This is a genomic window from Arthrobacter sp. P1_C12_2 (assembly GCF_056406415.1).
On record NZ_JBFUAF010000008.1, the window covers coordinates 184,598 to 197,044 of the forward strand.

The following is a 12,447-nucleotide window of genomic DNA, read 5'->3' on the forward strand; positions in this document are numbered from 1 at the left end:
AATGACTAGCACTGTCAAGGTTGACCTGCCTGCAGAGATCTTCGACGTACAGACCAACGTGCCGCTGCTGCACCAGGTCGTCGTTGCCCAGCTCGCTGCTGCTCGCCAGGGTACCCACAAGACCAAGACCCGCGCCGAGGTTTCCGGTGCAGGTCGCAAGCCGTTCAAGCAGAAGGGCACCGGCCGCGCCCGTCAGGGTTCCATCCGTGCTCCTCACATGACCGGTGGTGGCGTTGTCCACGGCCCCACGCCGCGTGACTACAGCCAGCGCACCCCCAAGAAGATGATTGCTGCTGCACTGCGCGGCGCACTCTCGGACCGCGCCCGCAACGGCCGCGTCCACGTCGTTGCTGACCTGGTTGCCGGCTCCAAGCCGTCCTCCAAGGAAGCACTGGCAACCCTGCGCGGAATTTCCGAGCGCAAGAACCTGCTCGTTGTCATTGAGCGCGCCAACGATGTTGCTGCACTGTCCGTGCGCAACCTCGAGGAAGTTCACGTTCTGTACGCAGACCAGCTGAACACCTACGACGTTCTCGTTTCCGACGACGTAGTCTTCACCAAGGCTGCCTACGAAGCATTCGTTGCTGACAAGGCTGCAAAGAACGAGGAGGATGCCAAGTGAGCGCAGCCACCATCAAAGACCCGCGCGACGTCGTGCTTGCACCCGTCGTCTCGGAAAAGAGCTACGGCCTGATCGATGAGGGCAAGTACACCTTCCTGGTGGACCCCCGCTCGAACAAGACCGAGATCAAGCTGGCCGTGGAGAAGATTTTCTCCGTCAAGGTCGAATCGATCAACACCATCAACCGTGCCGGTAAGCGCAAGCGCACCAAATTCGGCTGGGGTACCCGCAAGAACACCAAGCGTGCCATTGTGAGCCTCAAAGAAGGCACTATCGACATCTTCGGCGGTCCGCTTTCATAGCGGAGACCACTTTAACGAGGAAATAAATTATGGGAATCCGTAAATACAAGCCGACTACCCCGGGCCGTCGTGGCTCGAGCGTAGCGGACTTCACTGAAATCACGCGGTCGACGCCGGAAAAGTCGTTGGTACGTCCCCTCCCGAAAAAGGGTGGCCGTAACAACTCCGGTAAGATCACGACCCGTCACAAGGGTGGTGGACACAAGCGCCAGTACCGTCTGATCGACTTCCGTCGCCACGACAAGGACGGCGTCAACGCCCGCGTTGCCGAAATCGAGTACGACCCGAACCGCACGGCTCGGATCGCCCTCCTGCACTACGTTGATGGCACCAAGCGTTACATCATCGCCCCGAACAAGCTGTCCCAGGGCGACTTCGTAGAGGCCGGCGCCGACGCTGACATCAAGCCCGGCAACAACCTTCCGCTGCGCAACATCCCGGTCGGTACCGTAATCCACGCAGTCGAACTGCGTCCGGGTGGCGGCGCCAAGATGGGCCGCTCCGCCGGCGCATCGATCCAGCTCGTTGCAAAGGAAGGCCGTTTCGCCCAGCTGCGTCTGCCTTCCGGCGAAATCCGCAACGTTGACGTGCGCTGCCGCGCAACCGTCGGCGAGGTCGGCAACGCCGAGCAGTCGAACATCAACTGGGGCAAGGCCGGCCGTATGCGGTGGAAGGGCGTTCGCCCGACCGTCCGTGGTGTCGCCATGAACCCGGTTGACCACCCCCACGGTGGTGGCGAGGGTAAGACGTCCGGTGGACGTCACCCCGTCAACCCGAACGGTAAGCGCGAAGGCCGCACCCGCCGTCCCAACAAAGAGAGCGACAAGCTTATTGTTCGTCGCCGTCGTACTGGCAAGAACAAGCGATAGGAGCCTGGACACATGCCACGCAGCCTGAAAAAAGGTCCTTTCGTTGACCAGCACCTCTTTGTAAAGGTAGCCAGGGAAAACGAAAAGGGCACCAAGAACGTCATCAAGACCTGGTCCCGCCGCTCGATGATCGTCCCCGACATGCTCGGCCACACGATCGCCGTACACGACGGACGCAAGCACATCCCCGTGTTTGTCACTGAGTCGATGGTCGGGCACAAGCTCGGCGAATTCGCTCCCACGCGGACATTCCGCGGCCATGTCAAGGACGACCGTAAGGGCAAGCGCCGCTAGGCGCCTGCACTTACGTCAAAGACGAGAGAAGGAAAGCAATGGAAGCCAAGGCAATTGCGCGTCACATCCGCGTAACGCCTATGAAGGCCCGGCGCGTCGTCAACCTTGTTCGTGGTAAGCAAGCGAATGAGGCTCTGGCAATTCTGAAGTTTGCCCCCCAGGCAGCTTCGGAGCCGGTATTCAAGGTAGTTCAGTCGGCAATCTCCAACGCCCGGGTCCTCGCGGACCGCGACGGCGTGGCGTTTGACGAAGGTGACCTCATCATCAGCGAAGCGTTTGTTGATGAAGGCCCGACCATGAAGCGGTTCCAGCCGCGAGCCCAGGGTCGTGCATTTCAGATCAAGAAGCGCACGAGCCACATCACCGTGGTAGTCGCTACCCCGGAGAAAGAGGAGGCTCGCTAAGTGGGACAGAAAGTTAACCCGCACGGGTTCCGACTCGGCATCACCACCGATCACGTATCGCACTGGTTTGCTGACAGCACCAAGGCCGGCCAGCGGTACAAGGACTTCGTTCGCGAAGACATCCGTATCCGCCAGCTCATGTCCACGGGCATGGAGCGCGCCGGTATCGCCAAGGTCGAAATCGAGCGCACCCGCGACCGTGTCCGTGTGGATATCCACACGGCACGTCCGGGCATCGTCATCGGCCGCCGCGGCGCTGAAGCAGACCGCATCCGCGGCGAGCTTGAGAAGCTCACGGGCAAGCAGGTACAGCTGAACATCCTCGAGGTCAAGAACCCCGAGATGGAAGCCCAGCTTGTTGCCCAGGGCGTTGCTGAGCAGCTGACTTCCCGCGTGGCTTTCCGCCGTGCGATGAAGAAGGCCATGCAGTCCGCACAGCGTGCCGGTGCCAAGGGCATCCGGATCGCTTGCTCGGGTCGACTGGGCGGCGCAGAAATGTCCCGCTCGGAGTTCTACCGCGAAGGCCGTGTGCCCCTGCACACCCTGCGTGCGAACATCGACTACGGCTTCTACGAGGCCAAGACCACCTTCGGCCGCATCGGCGTGAAGGTCTGGATCTACAAGGGCGACGTCACTGCCAAGGAACTGGCTCAGCAGGCAGCTGCTGCTCCGTCCCGTGGCCGTGCCGGCGACCGCCCGGGCCGCCCGGGTGGCGCCGACCGTGGTGACCGCCGCCGTCGTACCGACCGCCCCGCAGCCGAGGCAGCTCCTGCCGCCGAAGCTCCGGCTGTCGAAGCAGCTGCACCGGCAGTAGAAGGAGGACAGGCTTAAATGCTTATCCCACGTCGAGTCAAGCACCGTAAGCAGCACCACCCGGGTCGTTCCGGCGCTGCTACGGGCGGCACCCAGGTCTCCTTCGGTGAGTGGGGCATCCAGGCTCTGAGCCCGGCCTACGTCACGAACCGTCAGATCGAATCTGCCCGTATCGCGATGACCCGCCACATCAAGCGTGGCGGAAAGGTCTGGATCAACATTTACCCGGACCGTCCGCTGACGAAGAAGCCGGCCGAAACCCGCATGGGTTCCGGTAAGGGTTCTCCGGAATGGTGGGTCTCAAACGTCAAGCCGGGCCGGGTTCTCTTCGAACTCTCCGGTGTCAGTGAAGAGGTAGCTCGCGAGGCCCTGCGCCTGGCAATCCACAAGCTGCCGTTGAAGGCACGCATTGTGCGTCGCGAAGGTGGTGAGTAGAAATGGCAGTAGGATCCAAGGAACTTGCATCCGCACAGCTGGACGGTTTCGACAACGAGCGTCTCGTTGAAGAACTCCGCAAGGCCAAGGAAGAGCTGTTCAACCTGCGTTTCCAGTCCGCCACCGGTCAGCTGGAGAACCACGGTCGGCTGCGCGCGGTAAAGAAGGACATCGCCCGTATCTACACCGTTCTCCGTGAGCGCGAGCTGGGCATTCGTGCCGAGGTTGCCGCACCGGTTGTGGAAGCCAAGGAAGAGAAGAAGTCCAAGAAGGCTGCAACCAAGAAGGCCGAAAAGGCTGAAACGGTTGAAACCGAGGAGGATGCCAAGTGAGTGAAAAGGAAGAGAACGTGACGGAAACTGTTTCCGACGCAGCCAAGGCTGACGAGCGCGGTTACCGTAAGACGAAGCGCGGCTACGTCGTCTCGGACAAGATGGAAAAGACCATCACTGTCCAGGTCGAAGACCGCGTGAAGCACGCCCTCTACGGCAAGGTCATCCGCCGCAACGCCAAGATCAAGGCTCACGACGAAGAGAACAGCGCCGGCATTGGCGACCTCGTGCTCCTCGCCGAGACCCGCCCGCTCTCCGCTACCAAGCGGTGGCGTCTGGTCGAGATCCTCGAGAAGGCCAAGTAACACCTGCAGCTTAGTTGCCTGGTGATACAGCAGAAGCCCTCGTTCCCCTTTGGGGGAGCGGGGGCTTCTGCGTTGCCGGCGGTCGCTGCAGCGGCGCCGTGACGCCGTCGCCGGCAGCTTCTGCGTTGCATGCGGTCGCTGCATGACGCCGACGGGCGCGTGGGCTGAGGTGTGCGTGTGCCATGGCTGTGATATGGGAATACGCCAAAAACGTGCTAAGATTTTGAGTTTGTATGGCGCCTTTTGCGCGCCGTCATCAACCTCGTAAACAATCGTGCCACGGCATAGTGCCCCCTTGCGCCCCGACTCGTCGGGAACCGCCTGGGAAGCAAATGTTTTTGGCACGGGCGTTTAGGCCTGGTCTGGCAAAATCCAGGCAGGTCAAGAGACACCCCGATCAACCGTTCCGCAAGGCTCATTCCGTAGGAAGATTTTCGGTCTGAGAACCAGCGCGACGCAAGGAGTAAATAGTGATTCAGCAGGAGTCGCGACTCAAGGTCGCCGACAACACGGGTGCTAAGGAAATCCTTACCATTCGCGTTCTCGGTGGATCTGGCCGTCGCTACGCAGGCATTGGCGACGTAATCGTCGCTACCGTCAAGGACGCAATTCCGGGCGGCAACGTAAAGAAGGGCGACGTCGTCAAGGCTGTCATCGTCCGTACCAAGAAGGAACGCCGCCGTGCGGATGGTTCCTACATCAAGTTTGACGAGAACGCAGCCGTCATCCTGAAGAACGACGGTGACCCCCGCGGTACCCGTATCTTCGGACCGGTTGGTCGTGAACTTCGCGACAAGAAGTTCATGAAGATCGTTTCTCTGGCTCCGGAGGTGCTCTAGTCCATGGCTAAGATCAAAAAGGGTGACCTCGTTCAGGTCATCACTGGCGCCAAGGCTGAGCGCGGCGGCGACAAGGGTAAGCAGGGCAAGGTTCTGCGCGTATACCCGGAGACCAACCGCGTGTTGGTTGAAGGCATTAACCGCGTAACCAAGCACACCAAGGTCGGTCAGTCGCAGCGCGGCACCAAGACCGGTGGCATCGAGGTCGTCGAGGCTTCGATCCACATCTCCAACGTGGCTCTGGTTGACCCGTCCACCAAGAAGCCCACCCGCGTCGGTTTCCGCACCGAGACCGTTGAGCGCGATGGCGTGAAGCGTGAAGTGCGCGTCCGCGTGGCCAAGAGCTCAGGGAAGGACATCTAATGACTGAGACTCTCGAGACTCCGGCAAGCAAGATCGTTCCTCGTCTGAAGACCAAGTACGCCGATTCCATCAAGAACTCGCTGACTGAGGAATTCAACTACCAGAACGTCAACCAGGTTCCCCGCCTGGTCAAGGTCGTTGTGAACATGGGTGTTGGAGATGCCGCCAAGGACTCCAAGCTGATCGACGGCGCTGTCCGCGATCTGACCCTGATCACCGGCCAGAAGCCGCAGGTAACCAAGGCCCGCAAGTCGATCGCACAGTTCAAGCTGCGCGAAGGCATGCCGATCGGTGCACACGCAACTCTGCGTGGGGACCGCATGTGGGAATTCCTGGACCGTCTGGTCACGCTGGCCCTGCCGCGTATCCGCGACTTCCGTGGCCTCAGCGGCAAGCAGTTCGATGGCAACGGCAACTACACCTTCGGTCTGACCGAGCAGGTTATGTTCCACGAGATCGACCAGGATTCCATTGACCGCGTTCGCGGCATGGACATCACCGTCGTGACCACTGCCAAGACCGACGACGAAGGCCGCGCGCTGCTGAAGGCGCTTGGCTTCCCGTTCAAGACCGAAGACTAATCTAGCTACGTAAAAGGTCCGCCCGCGCTGGTTCCGAATTCTGTTCGGGACAACCGGCACGGCGGAAACCGTTATGAGGAAGGGCAAGAGCCCACATGACAATGACAGATCCCGTCGCAGACATGCTTACGCGTCTGCGCAACGCTAACTCGGCATACCACGACTCCGTGACCATGCCGTACAGCAAGCTCAAGGCACGCGTTGCCGACATCCTGAAGGCTGAAGGTTACATCGCCTCCTGGAAAGAAGAAGACGCTGAGGTTGGCAAGAAGCTGACCCTCGAGCTCAAGTTCGGTCCGAACCGCGAGCGTTCAATCGCTGGCGTTCGTCGTATTTCCAAGCCGGGACTGCGCGTTTACGCAAAGTCCACCAACCTGCCGCACGTGCTCGGTGGCCTGGGTGTCGCAATCCTGTCCACCTCTTCCGGCCTCTTGACTGACAAGCAGGCCGGCAAGAAGGGCGTGGGCGGCGAAGTCCTCGCTTACGTCTGGTAACGGGAAAGGAAGAGAATAATGTCACGTATTGGACGTCTCCCCATCACCGTTCCTGCCGGCGTTGAGGTCAAGGTTGACGGCTCTGTCGTCAGCGTCAAGGGTTCCAAAGGCGAGCTGAGCCACACTGTGGCCAGCCCGATCGAGGTTTCCCTGGAAGATGGCACCCTGACTGTCGCCCGCCCGAACGACGAGCGCGCCTCACGTTCGCTGCACGGCCTGACCCGCACCCTGATCGCCAACATGATCCAGGGTGTCACCGCAGGCTACGAGAAGAAGCTTGAGATTGTCGGTACTGGTTACCGCGTCCAGGCCAAGGGAACTGATCTGGAGTTCGCTCTGGGCTACAGCCACCCGGTCAACGTCTCGGCACCGAACGGCATCACCTTTGCAGTTGAGACCCCGACCAAGCTCTCTGTTTCAGGTATCTCCAAGCAGCAGGTCGGCGAGGTTGCTGCCAACATTCGCAAGCTGCGGAAGCCGGACCCCTACAAGGGCAAGGGCATCCGTTACGCAGGCGAAGTCATCCGCCGCAAGGTCGGAAAGGCTGGTAAGTAACCATGGCGATCGCAATTAACAAGAAGCGTACGAACAAGAGCAAGTCTGCCCAGCGCAGCCGCCGCCAGCTTCGTATCCGCAAGCGCATCTCCGGTACGGCTGTACGCCCGCGTCTGGTCGTCAACCGCTCCGCACGTCACGTATTCGTCCAGGTTGTCGATGACACCAAGGGCCTGACCGTGGCAAGCGCCTCCACACTGGAAGCCGACCTTCGTGCATTCGACGGTGACAAGACCGCCAAGGCCAAGCGCGTTGGCGAACTGGTCGCCGAGCGTGCCAAGGCTGCCGGTATCGAAGCAGTTGTCTTCGACCGCGGTGGTAACAAGTACCACGGCCGGATCGCCGCCGTCGCTGACGGCGCACGTGAAGGTGGGCTGGCACTGTGACCGAAAATAACGAAAAGGACATTCAGGTGACTGAAGCTGTAGCTGCTCCGGCAACTGAGACCGCTGCGCCTGCTACCACTGATGACCGCCGTGGTGGCGCTCGTCGTGGCGAGCGTGGCGACCGCGGCCAGGGCCGTGGCGACCGTGGCGGCCGTGGTGGCCGTGACGGCGGCCGCGAGGCCGAGAAGAGCCAGTTCGTAGAGCGCGTCGTAACCATCAACCGTGTTTCCAAGGTCGTCAAGGGTGGTCGTCGCTTCAGCTTCACCGCCCTCGTCGTCGTCGGTGACGGCAACGGCATGGTTGGCGTTGGCTACGGCAAGGCGAAGGAAGTTCCTGCCGCTATCGCGAAGGGCGTTGAAGAGGCCAAGAAGTCCTTCTTCCGCGTTCCCCGCATCGGCAGCACCATCCCGCACCGCGTTCAGGGTGAGGCCGCCGCAGGCGTCGTCATGCTGCGTCCGGCTTCCGCCGGTACCGGTGTTATCGCCGGTGGCCCGGTCCGTGCAGTACTGGAGTGCGTGGGCATCCACGACATCCTCTCCAAGTCGCTCGGTTCTTCCAACGCCATCAACATCGTTCACGCGACCGTTGACGCGCTGAAGCGCCTCGAAGAGCCGGCAGCAGTGGCAGCACGCCGCGGCCTCCCGCTCGACGAGATCGCCCCGCCGGCAATGGTCAAGGCGCTCCTGAACCAGAAGGCAGGTGTCTGAGTCATGGCTAAGAACGTGCTTGTCTCCGACGCAAAGTTGGAGATCACTCAGATCAAGTCCGCCATTGGCGGCAAGCAGAACCAGCGCGACACCCTGCGGTCCCTCGGCCTGAAGCGGATCGGACACACCGTTGTCCGCACCGCCGACGCCGTGACCGTCGGGATGCTCAACACGGTTCCGCACCTGGTAAAGGTAGAGGAGGCGAAGTAAATGGCAGAGAAGAACACCGCCGAAAAGGCACAGGGCGCCGCTGAGAAGCAGAACGCACTGAAGGTTCACCACCTGCGTCCCGCCCCGGGTGCCAAGACCGCCAAGACCCGTGTTGGTCGTGGTGAAGGTTCCAAGGGTAAGACCGCTGGTCGCGGTACCAAGGGTACGAAGGCCCGCTACCAGATCAAGGCTGGCTTTGCCGGCGGCCAGCTGCCGCTGCACATGCGCCTGCCGAAGCTGCGCGGCTTCAAGAACCCGTTCCGGGTTGAGTACCAGGTTGTAAACCTGGACAAGCTCAACGAGCTGTTCCCGGAAGGTGGCGCTGTCACCGTGGAGAACCTGGTCGAAAAGGGTGCCGTTCGCAAGAACCAGCCCGTCAAGGTGCTGGGCACCGGCGATATCACCGTCAAGGTCGACGTCACCGTCCACGCATTCTCGGCCAGCGCCGCTGACAAGATTGCCGCAGCAGGCGGAAGCACCACCGCCCTCTAACGAGGCGGCGGGGCTATTGCCCGTTGTTGAAACTCCCGGTACCAGGGGCTCAGGCCCCCGGTGCCGGGAGTTTTTTTCATTTTTCGGGCCCCGCCGATTGTTCGCCGGGCGCATCCACCCGTTAGACTCGGTTGTTGGGTTTATTTGACCTGTCTCACACGACTTTACTTATTACTCAGGAGGACGCTTGCTTAGCGCATTTGGCCGGGCCTTTCGCACGCCTGATCTGCGACGCAAGTTGTTGTTCACGCTGGGAATCATCACAATCTTCCGCTTGGGTGCCTTCATCCCCTCGCCTGGTGTGAGCTACCAGAATGTCCAGCAATGCTTGCAGAACGGTCAGACCTCGGGCGGGATCTACCAGCTCGTCAACCTGTTCAGCGGCGGTGCATTGCTGCAGGTGTCCATTTTTGCCCTCGGCATCATGCCGTACATCACCGCCAGTATCATCGTCCAGCTGCTCCGGGTGGTTATTCCCCGCTTCCAGCAGCTCTACGAGGAGGGCGCATCCGGGCAGTCGAAACTGACCCAGTACACCCGCTACCTCACCATCGCACTCGGCCTGCTCAATGCCACGACACTGGTGTCGCTGGCACGGTCCGGCCAGCTGCTGCCTAATTGCCAGCTGCCCATCATCCCGGACAGCTCGATCGTCACCACGGTCCTGATCATCATCACGCTCACGGCCGGCACCGGCCTGATCATGTGGATGGGCGAGCTCGTGACTGAGAAGGGCGTCGGCAACGGCATGTCCCTGCTCATCTTCACGTCCATCGCCGCAGGCTTCCCCGGCTCGCTCGGTGCGATCTGGAAGGCCCAGGGCCCCGGCACGTTCTTCCTGGTCCTGATCATCGGCCTGCTCACGGTGGCCCTCGTGGTCTTCGTGGAGCAGTCCCAGCGCCGGATCCCGGTGCAGTACGCCAAGCGGATGATCGGCCGCCGCACGGTCGGCGGAACCAGCACGTACATCCCCATCAAGGTGAACATGGCCGGCGTCGTGCCCGTCATCTTCGCATCGTCCATGCTGTACCTGCCGGGGCTGATCTCACAGTTCAACCAGCCCAAGGCCGGCGAGCCGGTGCAGCCCTGGGTTGAGTGGATCAACAACAACCTGACCAAGGGCGACCACCCGATCTATATGGCACTGTATTTCGCCATGATTGTGTTTTTCACCTACTTCTATGTTGCGATTACTTTCAACCCTGAAGAGGTCTCGGACAACATGAAGAAGTACGGCGGCTTCATTCCGGGCATCCGCGCCGGCAAGCCGACCGCGGACTATCTTCAGTACGTCCTATCCCGGATCACCCTGCCCGGCGCCTTCTACCTCGGCTTCGTGGCACTGATCCCGCTGGTTGCACTGGTCCTGATCAACGCGAACCAGAACTTCCCGTTCGGCGGCACCTCGATCCTGATCATGGTGGGCGTCGGCCTGGAGACCGTGAAGCAGATTGATGCGCAACTACAGCAACGTCACTACGAAGGGCTTTTGCGATGACGAGAATGTTGATTATCGGACCACCCGGTTCCGGCAAGGGAACGCAGGCGGAACGTATTTCCGAACGCCTCGGCGTCGTTGCGATCTCCACCGGTGACATCTTCCGCGCCAACGTCAAGGGTGAAACTCCGCTCGGCGTCGAAGCCAAGAAGTACATGGACGCCGGCGACTTCGTCCCGGACAGCGTCACCAACAAGATGGTGCGCGACCGCCTCAGCGAGGACGACGTCGAGGCAGGCTTCCTGCTCGACGGGTACCCCCGCACCACGGCGCAGGTGGATTACCTCGATGAGATCCTCGCCGGCGCCGACCAGAAGCTCGACGTCGTCCTCCAGCTCACCGCTGACGACGAGGAACTGGTCACCCGCCTCCTGGGCCGTGCCAAGGAAACCGGCCGCAGCGACGACAACGAAGGCGTTATCCGTCACCGGCTGGACCTGTACCACGAGCAGACCGAACCCGTCGTAGCCAAGTATGCCGAGCGCGGCATCCTGACCCAGGTGGACGGCATCGGCGCCATCGACGAAGTCACCGAGCGCGTCATGGAAGCGATCAAGTCGGCCCAGACCGCCTGATCCGCGCTTACGCACTGCAGTTGACGCAGAACAGGTTGACGCAGAACAGAAGGGCGCGTTCCGTACCATCGTGTACGGGACGCGCCCTTCGCTGTTGGGCGGCCCGCAGCCAGCCCGTACCGGACCGTTGAACCGGTGCGGGAGAATAGAGCTTGAAGACGTGGGTTGATTACCCATGGTGGAGGCCCGGGTTCTAGCCCGCCCGGGCCGCGAGAGAAAACACTGAGGTAGCAATGGCATTCGGCCAGGCACGCATTGAATACAAGACCAACGCCCAGATGCGCACGATGCACGAGGCCGGTCTGGTCCTGAGCAGAGCACTGGATGCAGCGGTGGCCGCCGCGGCCCCCGGCGTCACCACGGCCAGGCTGGACGAGGTCTTCGCCGCCGTACTCCAGGACGCCGGCGCCAAGTCCAACTTCCTCGGCTACCACGGGTTCCCGGCCACGATCTGCACCTCGGTGAACGAAGAGGTGGTGCACGGCATCCCCGGCGGCCGGGTGCTGCAGGACGGCGACATCATCTCGATCGACGGCGGGGCGATCGTGGACGGCTGGCACTCCGATTCGGCGCGGACCGTGATTGTCGGCACCGCCGATCCCGAGGACGTGCGCCTGTCCGAGGTTACCGAGGCAGCCATGTGGCGTGGCATCGCGGCCTTGGCCACCGGAAAATTCGTGGGCGATATCGGCAACGCGGTGGATGACTACGTCTCCTCCGTGCCGGGCAAGCCGCTGGGCATCCTGGAGGACTATGTGGGCCACGGCATCGGCTCCGAGATGCACATGGCACCGGACGTGTTGAACTACCGCACCGGCCACCGTGGGCCGAAGATCCGCCCGGGGCTGTGCCTCGCGATCGAGCCGATGCTGGTGCGCGGCAGCATCGACACCGCAATCCTCGACGACGACTGGACCGTTGTCACCACGGACGGCAAACGCTCCTGCCAGTGGGAGCACTCCGTCGCCGTGCATGAAAAGGGGATCTGGGTCCTCTCGGCGCCGGACGGGGGAGCGGCGAAACTGGCGCCCCTCGGCGTCGTGCCCGTCCCGATTCCCTAGGGCCACTCACACGGCGACTCGCAAGTTTTCTGGCGACGCGCAAAATCCCTGGCGACACCCGAATACGGAACCTGTCAACCTCTTTGAGACGGATTCGCTAGTTCGCGGGTTCGTTTCCTGGGGTCGTTGATCCAGCTTTCGGTGTGGACGGTGGGTGCCCGGGGGCGCTGGTGGTGCCTGTGGGGGTTCGCTGCCCATGCGGTGTCCAGGGCCCTCTGGCGTCGTTCCCGGCACTCGGGCCAGGTGCCCTCGTGAACGGATTCCGGGGTGTAGTAACCGATCCCGGAATGGCGGTGCTCGGTGTTGTAGG

Annotated in this window: 21 protein-coding genes and 1 pseudogene; 21 read left to right on the plus strand and 1 reads right to left on the minus strand. The window is 61.8% G+C overall.

The features are described 5' to 3' along the window. The first annotated feature begins 1 nt into the window (after nucleotide 1). The 21 genes from rplD to map all read left to right on the plus strand — a co-directional run bounded on the left by rplD (nucleotide 2) and on the right by map (nucleotide 12,137). A complete protein-coding gene (rplD, locus tag AC1DZQ_RS11135) occupies nucleotides 2-622 on the plus strand; it encodes a 50S ribosomal protein L4 (protein ID WP_476963588.1) in 621 nt (206 codons plus the stop codon). Continuing rightward, nucleotides 619-924, plus strand: coding sequence for a 50S ribosomal protein L23 (gene rplW / locus AC1DZQ_RS11140; RefSeq protein ID WP_018773664.1), 306 nt, complete (start codon nucleotides 619-621; stop codon nucleotides 922-924). Before rplD ends, rplW begins: the two co-directional genes overlap by 4 nt. A gap of 29 nt (nucleotides 925-953) precedes the next feature. Beyond that, nucleotides 954-1,793, plus strand: a complete 840-nt coding sequence (gene rplB / locus AC1DZQ_RS11145; RefSeq protein WP_026266473.1) for a 50S ribosomal protein L2 — start codon at nucleotides 954-956, stop codon at nucleotides 1,791-1,793. 12 nt (nucleotides 1,794-1,805) lie between these two features. Next, the gene (rpsS, locus tag AC1DZQ_RS11150) at nucleotides 1,806-2,087 is read left to right on the plus strand and encodes a 30S ribosomal protein S19 (protein WP_018773666.1); all 282 of its coding nucleotides are present in this window, start codon (nucleotides 1,806-1,808) and stop codon (nucleotides 2,085-2,087) included. Between the two features lie 38 nt (nucleotides 2,088-2,125). Continuing rightward, the gene (rplV, locus tag AC1DZQ_RS11155) at nucleotides 2,126-2,491 is read left to right on the plus strand and encodes a 50S ribosomal protein L22 (protein WP_003803798.1); all 366 of its coding nucleotides are present in this window, start codon (nucleotides 2,126-2,128) and stop codon (nucleotides 2,489-2,491) included. Continuing rightward, nucleotides 2,492-3,322: a 30S ribosomal protein S3 gene (gene rpsC, locus AC1DZQ_RS11160; RefSeq protein WP_476963589.1), complete on the plus strand. Its 831-nt coding sequence runs from the start codon at nucleotides 2,492-2,494 to the stop codon at nucleotides 3,320-3,322. After that, on the plus strand, nucleotides 3,323-3,739 hold the full coding sequence (gene rplP, locus AC1DZQ_RS11165) for a 50S ribosomal protein L16 (RefSeq protein WP_018773668.1): 417 nt from the start codon (nucleotides 3,323-3,325) through the stop codon (nucleotides 3,737-3,739). A gap of 2 nt (nucleotides 3,740-3,741) precedes the next feature. Further along, on the plus strand, nucleotides 3,742-4,071 hold the full coding sequence (rpmC, locus tag AC1DZQ_RS11170; protein ID WP_066436863.1) for a 50S ribosomal protein L29: 330 nt from the start codon (nucleotides 3,742-3,744) through the stop codon (nucleotides 4,069-4,071). Continuing rightward, on the plus strand, nucleotides 4,068-4,376 hold the full coding sequence (rpsQ, locus tag AC1DZQ_RS11175) for a 30S ribosomal protein S17 (protein ID WP_277526273.1): 309 nt from the start codon (nucleotides 4,068-4,070) through the stop codon (nucleotides 4,374-4,376). Before rpmC ends, rpsQ begins: the two co-directional genes overlap by 4 nt. Before the next feature lie 470 nt (nucleotides 4,377-4,846). Next, a complete protein-coding gene (gene rplN / locus AC1DZQ_RS11180; protein ID WP_003803789.1) occupies nucleotides 4,847-5,215 on the plus strand; it encodes a 50S ribosomal protein L14 in 369 nt (122 codons plus the stop codon). A gap of 3 nt (nucleotides 5,216-5,218) precedes the next feature. Then, entirely contained in the window at nucleotides 5,219-5,578 is a 360-nt protein-coding gene (rplX, locus tag AC1DZQ_RS11185) for a 50S ribosomal protein L24 (RefSeq protein ID WP_018773671.1), read from the plus strand. Further along, the gene (gene rplE, locus AC1DZQ_RS11190; protein WP_229992789.1) at nucleotides 5,578-6,159 is read left to right on the plus strand and encodes a 50S ribosomal protein L5; all 582 of its coding nucleotides are present in this window, start codon (nucleotides 5,578-5,580) and stop codon (nucleotides 6,157-6,159) included. Before rplX ends, rplE begins: the two co-directional genes overlap by 1 nt. Before the next feature lie 95 nt (nucleotides 6,160-6,254). After that, the gene (gene rpsH, locus AC1DZQ_RS11195) at nucleotides 6,255-6,653 is read left to right on the plus strand and encodes a 30S ribosomal protein S8 (RefSeq protein ID WP_018773673.1); all 399 of its coding nucleotides are present in this window, start codon (nucleotides 6,255-6,257) and stop codon (nucleotides 6,651-6,653) included. An 18-nt stretch (nucleotides 6,654-6,671) separates the two neighbouring features. Beyond that, nucleotides 6,672-7,208: a 50S ribosomal protein L6 gene (gene rplF, locus AC1DZQ_RS11200; protein ID WP_223913815.1), complete on the plus strand. Its 537-nt coding sequence runs from the start codon at nucleotides 6,672-6,674 to the stop codon at nucleotides 7,206-7,208. Nucleotides 7,209-7,210: 2 nt separating this feature from the next. Further along, nucleotides 7,211-7,594 (plus strand): 50S ribosomal protein L18, encoded by a 384-nt coding sequence (gene rplR / locus AC1DZQ_RS11205; protein ID WP_018773674.1) that lies wholly within the window; start codon nucleotides 7,211-7,213, stop codon nucleotides 7,592-7,594. 26 nt (nucleotides 7,595-7,620) lie between these two features. Then, on the plus strand, nucleotides 7,621-8,301 hold the full coding sequence (gene rpsE / locus AC1DZQ_RS11210) for a 30S ribosomal protein S5 (protein WP_173403037.1): 681 nt from the start codon (nucleotides 7,621-7,623) through the stop codon (nucleotides 8,299-8,301). A 3-nt stretch (nucleotides 8,302-8,304) separates the two neighbouring features. Beyond that, on the plus strand, nucleotides 8,305-8,511 hold the full coding sequence (rpmD, locus tag AC1DZQ_RS11215) for a 50S ribosomal protein L30 (RefSeq protein WP_018773676.1): 207 nt from the start codon (nucleotides 8,305-8,307) through the stop codon (nucleotides 8,509-8,511). Continuing rightward, the gene (gene rplO / locus AC1DZQ_RS11220) at nucleotides 8,512-9,003 is read left to right on the plus strand and encodes a 50S ribosomal protein L15 (protein WP_018773677.1); all 492 of its coding nucleotides are present in this window, start codon (nucleotides 8,512-8,514) and stop codon (nucleotides 9,001-9,003) included. Nucleotides 9,004-9,190: 187 nt separating this feature from the next. Beyond that, nucleotides 9,191-10,501, plus strand: a complete 1,311-nt coding sequence (gene secY / locus AC1DZQ_RS11225; RefSeq protein ID WP_026266474.1) for a preprotein translocase subunit SecY — start codon at nucleotides 9,191-9,193, stop codon at nucleotides 10,499-10,501. A gap of 5 nt (nucleotides 10,502-10,506) precedes the next feature. After that, complete coding sequence (locus tag AC1DZQ_RS11230; RefSeq protein ID WP_476963592.1) at nucleotides 10,507-11,076, plus strand: adenylate kinase; 570 nt, start codon at nucleotides 10,507-10,509, stop codon at nucleotides 11,074-11,076. A 233-nt stretch (nucleotides 11,077-11,309) separates the two neighbouring features. Further along, on the plus strand, nucleotides 11,310-12,137 hold the full coding sequence (gene map, locus AC1DZQ_RS11235; protein WP_476963590.1) for a type I methionyl aminopeptidase: 828 nt from the start codon (nucleotides 11,310-11,312) through the stop codon (nucleotides 12,135-12,137). Nucleotides 12,138-12,211: 74 nt separating this feature from the next. Here map and AC1DZQ_RS11240 read toward each other — a convergent pair. Beyond that, a pseudogene (locus AC1DZQ_RS11240) lies at nucleotides 12,212-12,447 on the minus strand (hypothetical protein); the annotation flags it as partial.

Excerpts from the sequence above, each read along its gene's own strand:
- rplO (WP_018773677.1), top strand. The coding sequence starts at position 8,512 with ATGGCAGAGAAGAACACCGCCGAAAAGGCACAGGGCGCCGCTGAGAAG.
- rplX (WP_018773671.1), top strand. The coding sequence starts at position 5,219 with ATGGCTAAGATCAAAAAGGGTGACCTCGTTCAGGTCATCACTGGCGCC.
- rpsH (WP_018773673.1), top strand. The coding sequence starts at position 6,255 with ATGACAATGACAGATCCCGTCGCAGACATGCTTACGCGTCTGCGCAAC.
- AC1DZQ_RS11230 (WP_476963592.1), top strand. The coding sequence starts at position 10,507 with ATGTTGATTATCGGACCACCCGGTTCCGGCAAGGGAACGCAGGCGGAA.
- rplV (WP_003803798.1), top strand. The coding sequence starts at position 2,126 with ATGGAAGCCAAGGCAATTGCGCGTCACATCCGCGTAACGCCTATGAAG.
- rplE (WP_229992789.1), top strand. The coding sequence starts at position 5,578 with ATGACTGAGACTCTCGAGACTCCGGCAAGCAAGATCGTTCCTCGTCTG.
- rplF (WP_223913815.1), top strand. The coding sequence starts at position 6,672 with ATGTCACGTATTGGACGTCTCCCCATCACCGTTCCTGCCGGCGTTGAG.
- rpsS (WP_018773666.1), top strand. The coding sequence starts at position 1,806 with ATGCCACGCAGCCTGAAAAAAGGTCCTTTCGTTGACCAGCACCTCTTT.
- map (WP_476963590.1), top strand. The coding sequence starts at position 11,310 with ATGGCATTCGGCCAGGCACGCATTGAATACAAGACCAACGCCCAGATG.
- rpmD (WP_018773676.1), top strand. The coding sequence starts at position 8,305 with ATGGCTAAGAACGTGCTTGTCTCCGACGCAAAGTTGGAGATCACTCAG.
- rplD (WP_476963588.1), top strand. The coding sequence starts at position 2 with ATGACTAGCACTGTCAAGGTTGACCTGCCTGCAGAGATCTTCGACGTA.
- rplB (WP_026266473.1), top strand. The coding sequence starts at position 954 with ATGGGAATCCGTAAATACAAGCCGACTACCCCGGGCCGTCGTGGCTCG.
- rpmC (WP_066436863.1), top strand. The coding sequence starts at position 3,742 with ATGGCAGTAGGATCCAAGGAACTTGCATCCGCACAGCTGGACGGTTTC.
- rplP (WP_018773668.1), top strand. The coding sequence starts at position 3,323 with ATGCTTATCCCACGTCGAGTCAAGCACCGTAAGCAGCACCACCCGGGT.
- rplR (WP_018773674.1), top strand. The coding sequence starts at position 7,211 with ATGGCGATCGCAATTAACAAGAAGCGTACGAACAAGAGCAAGTCTGCC.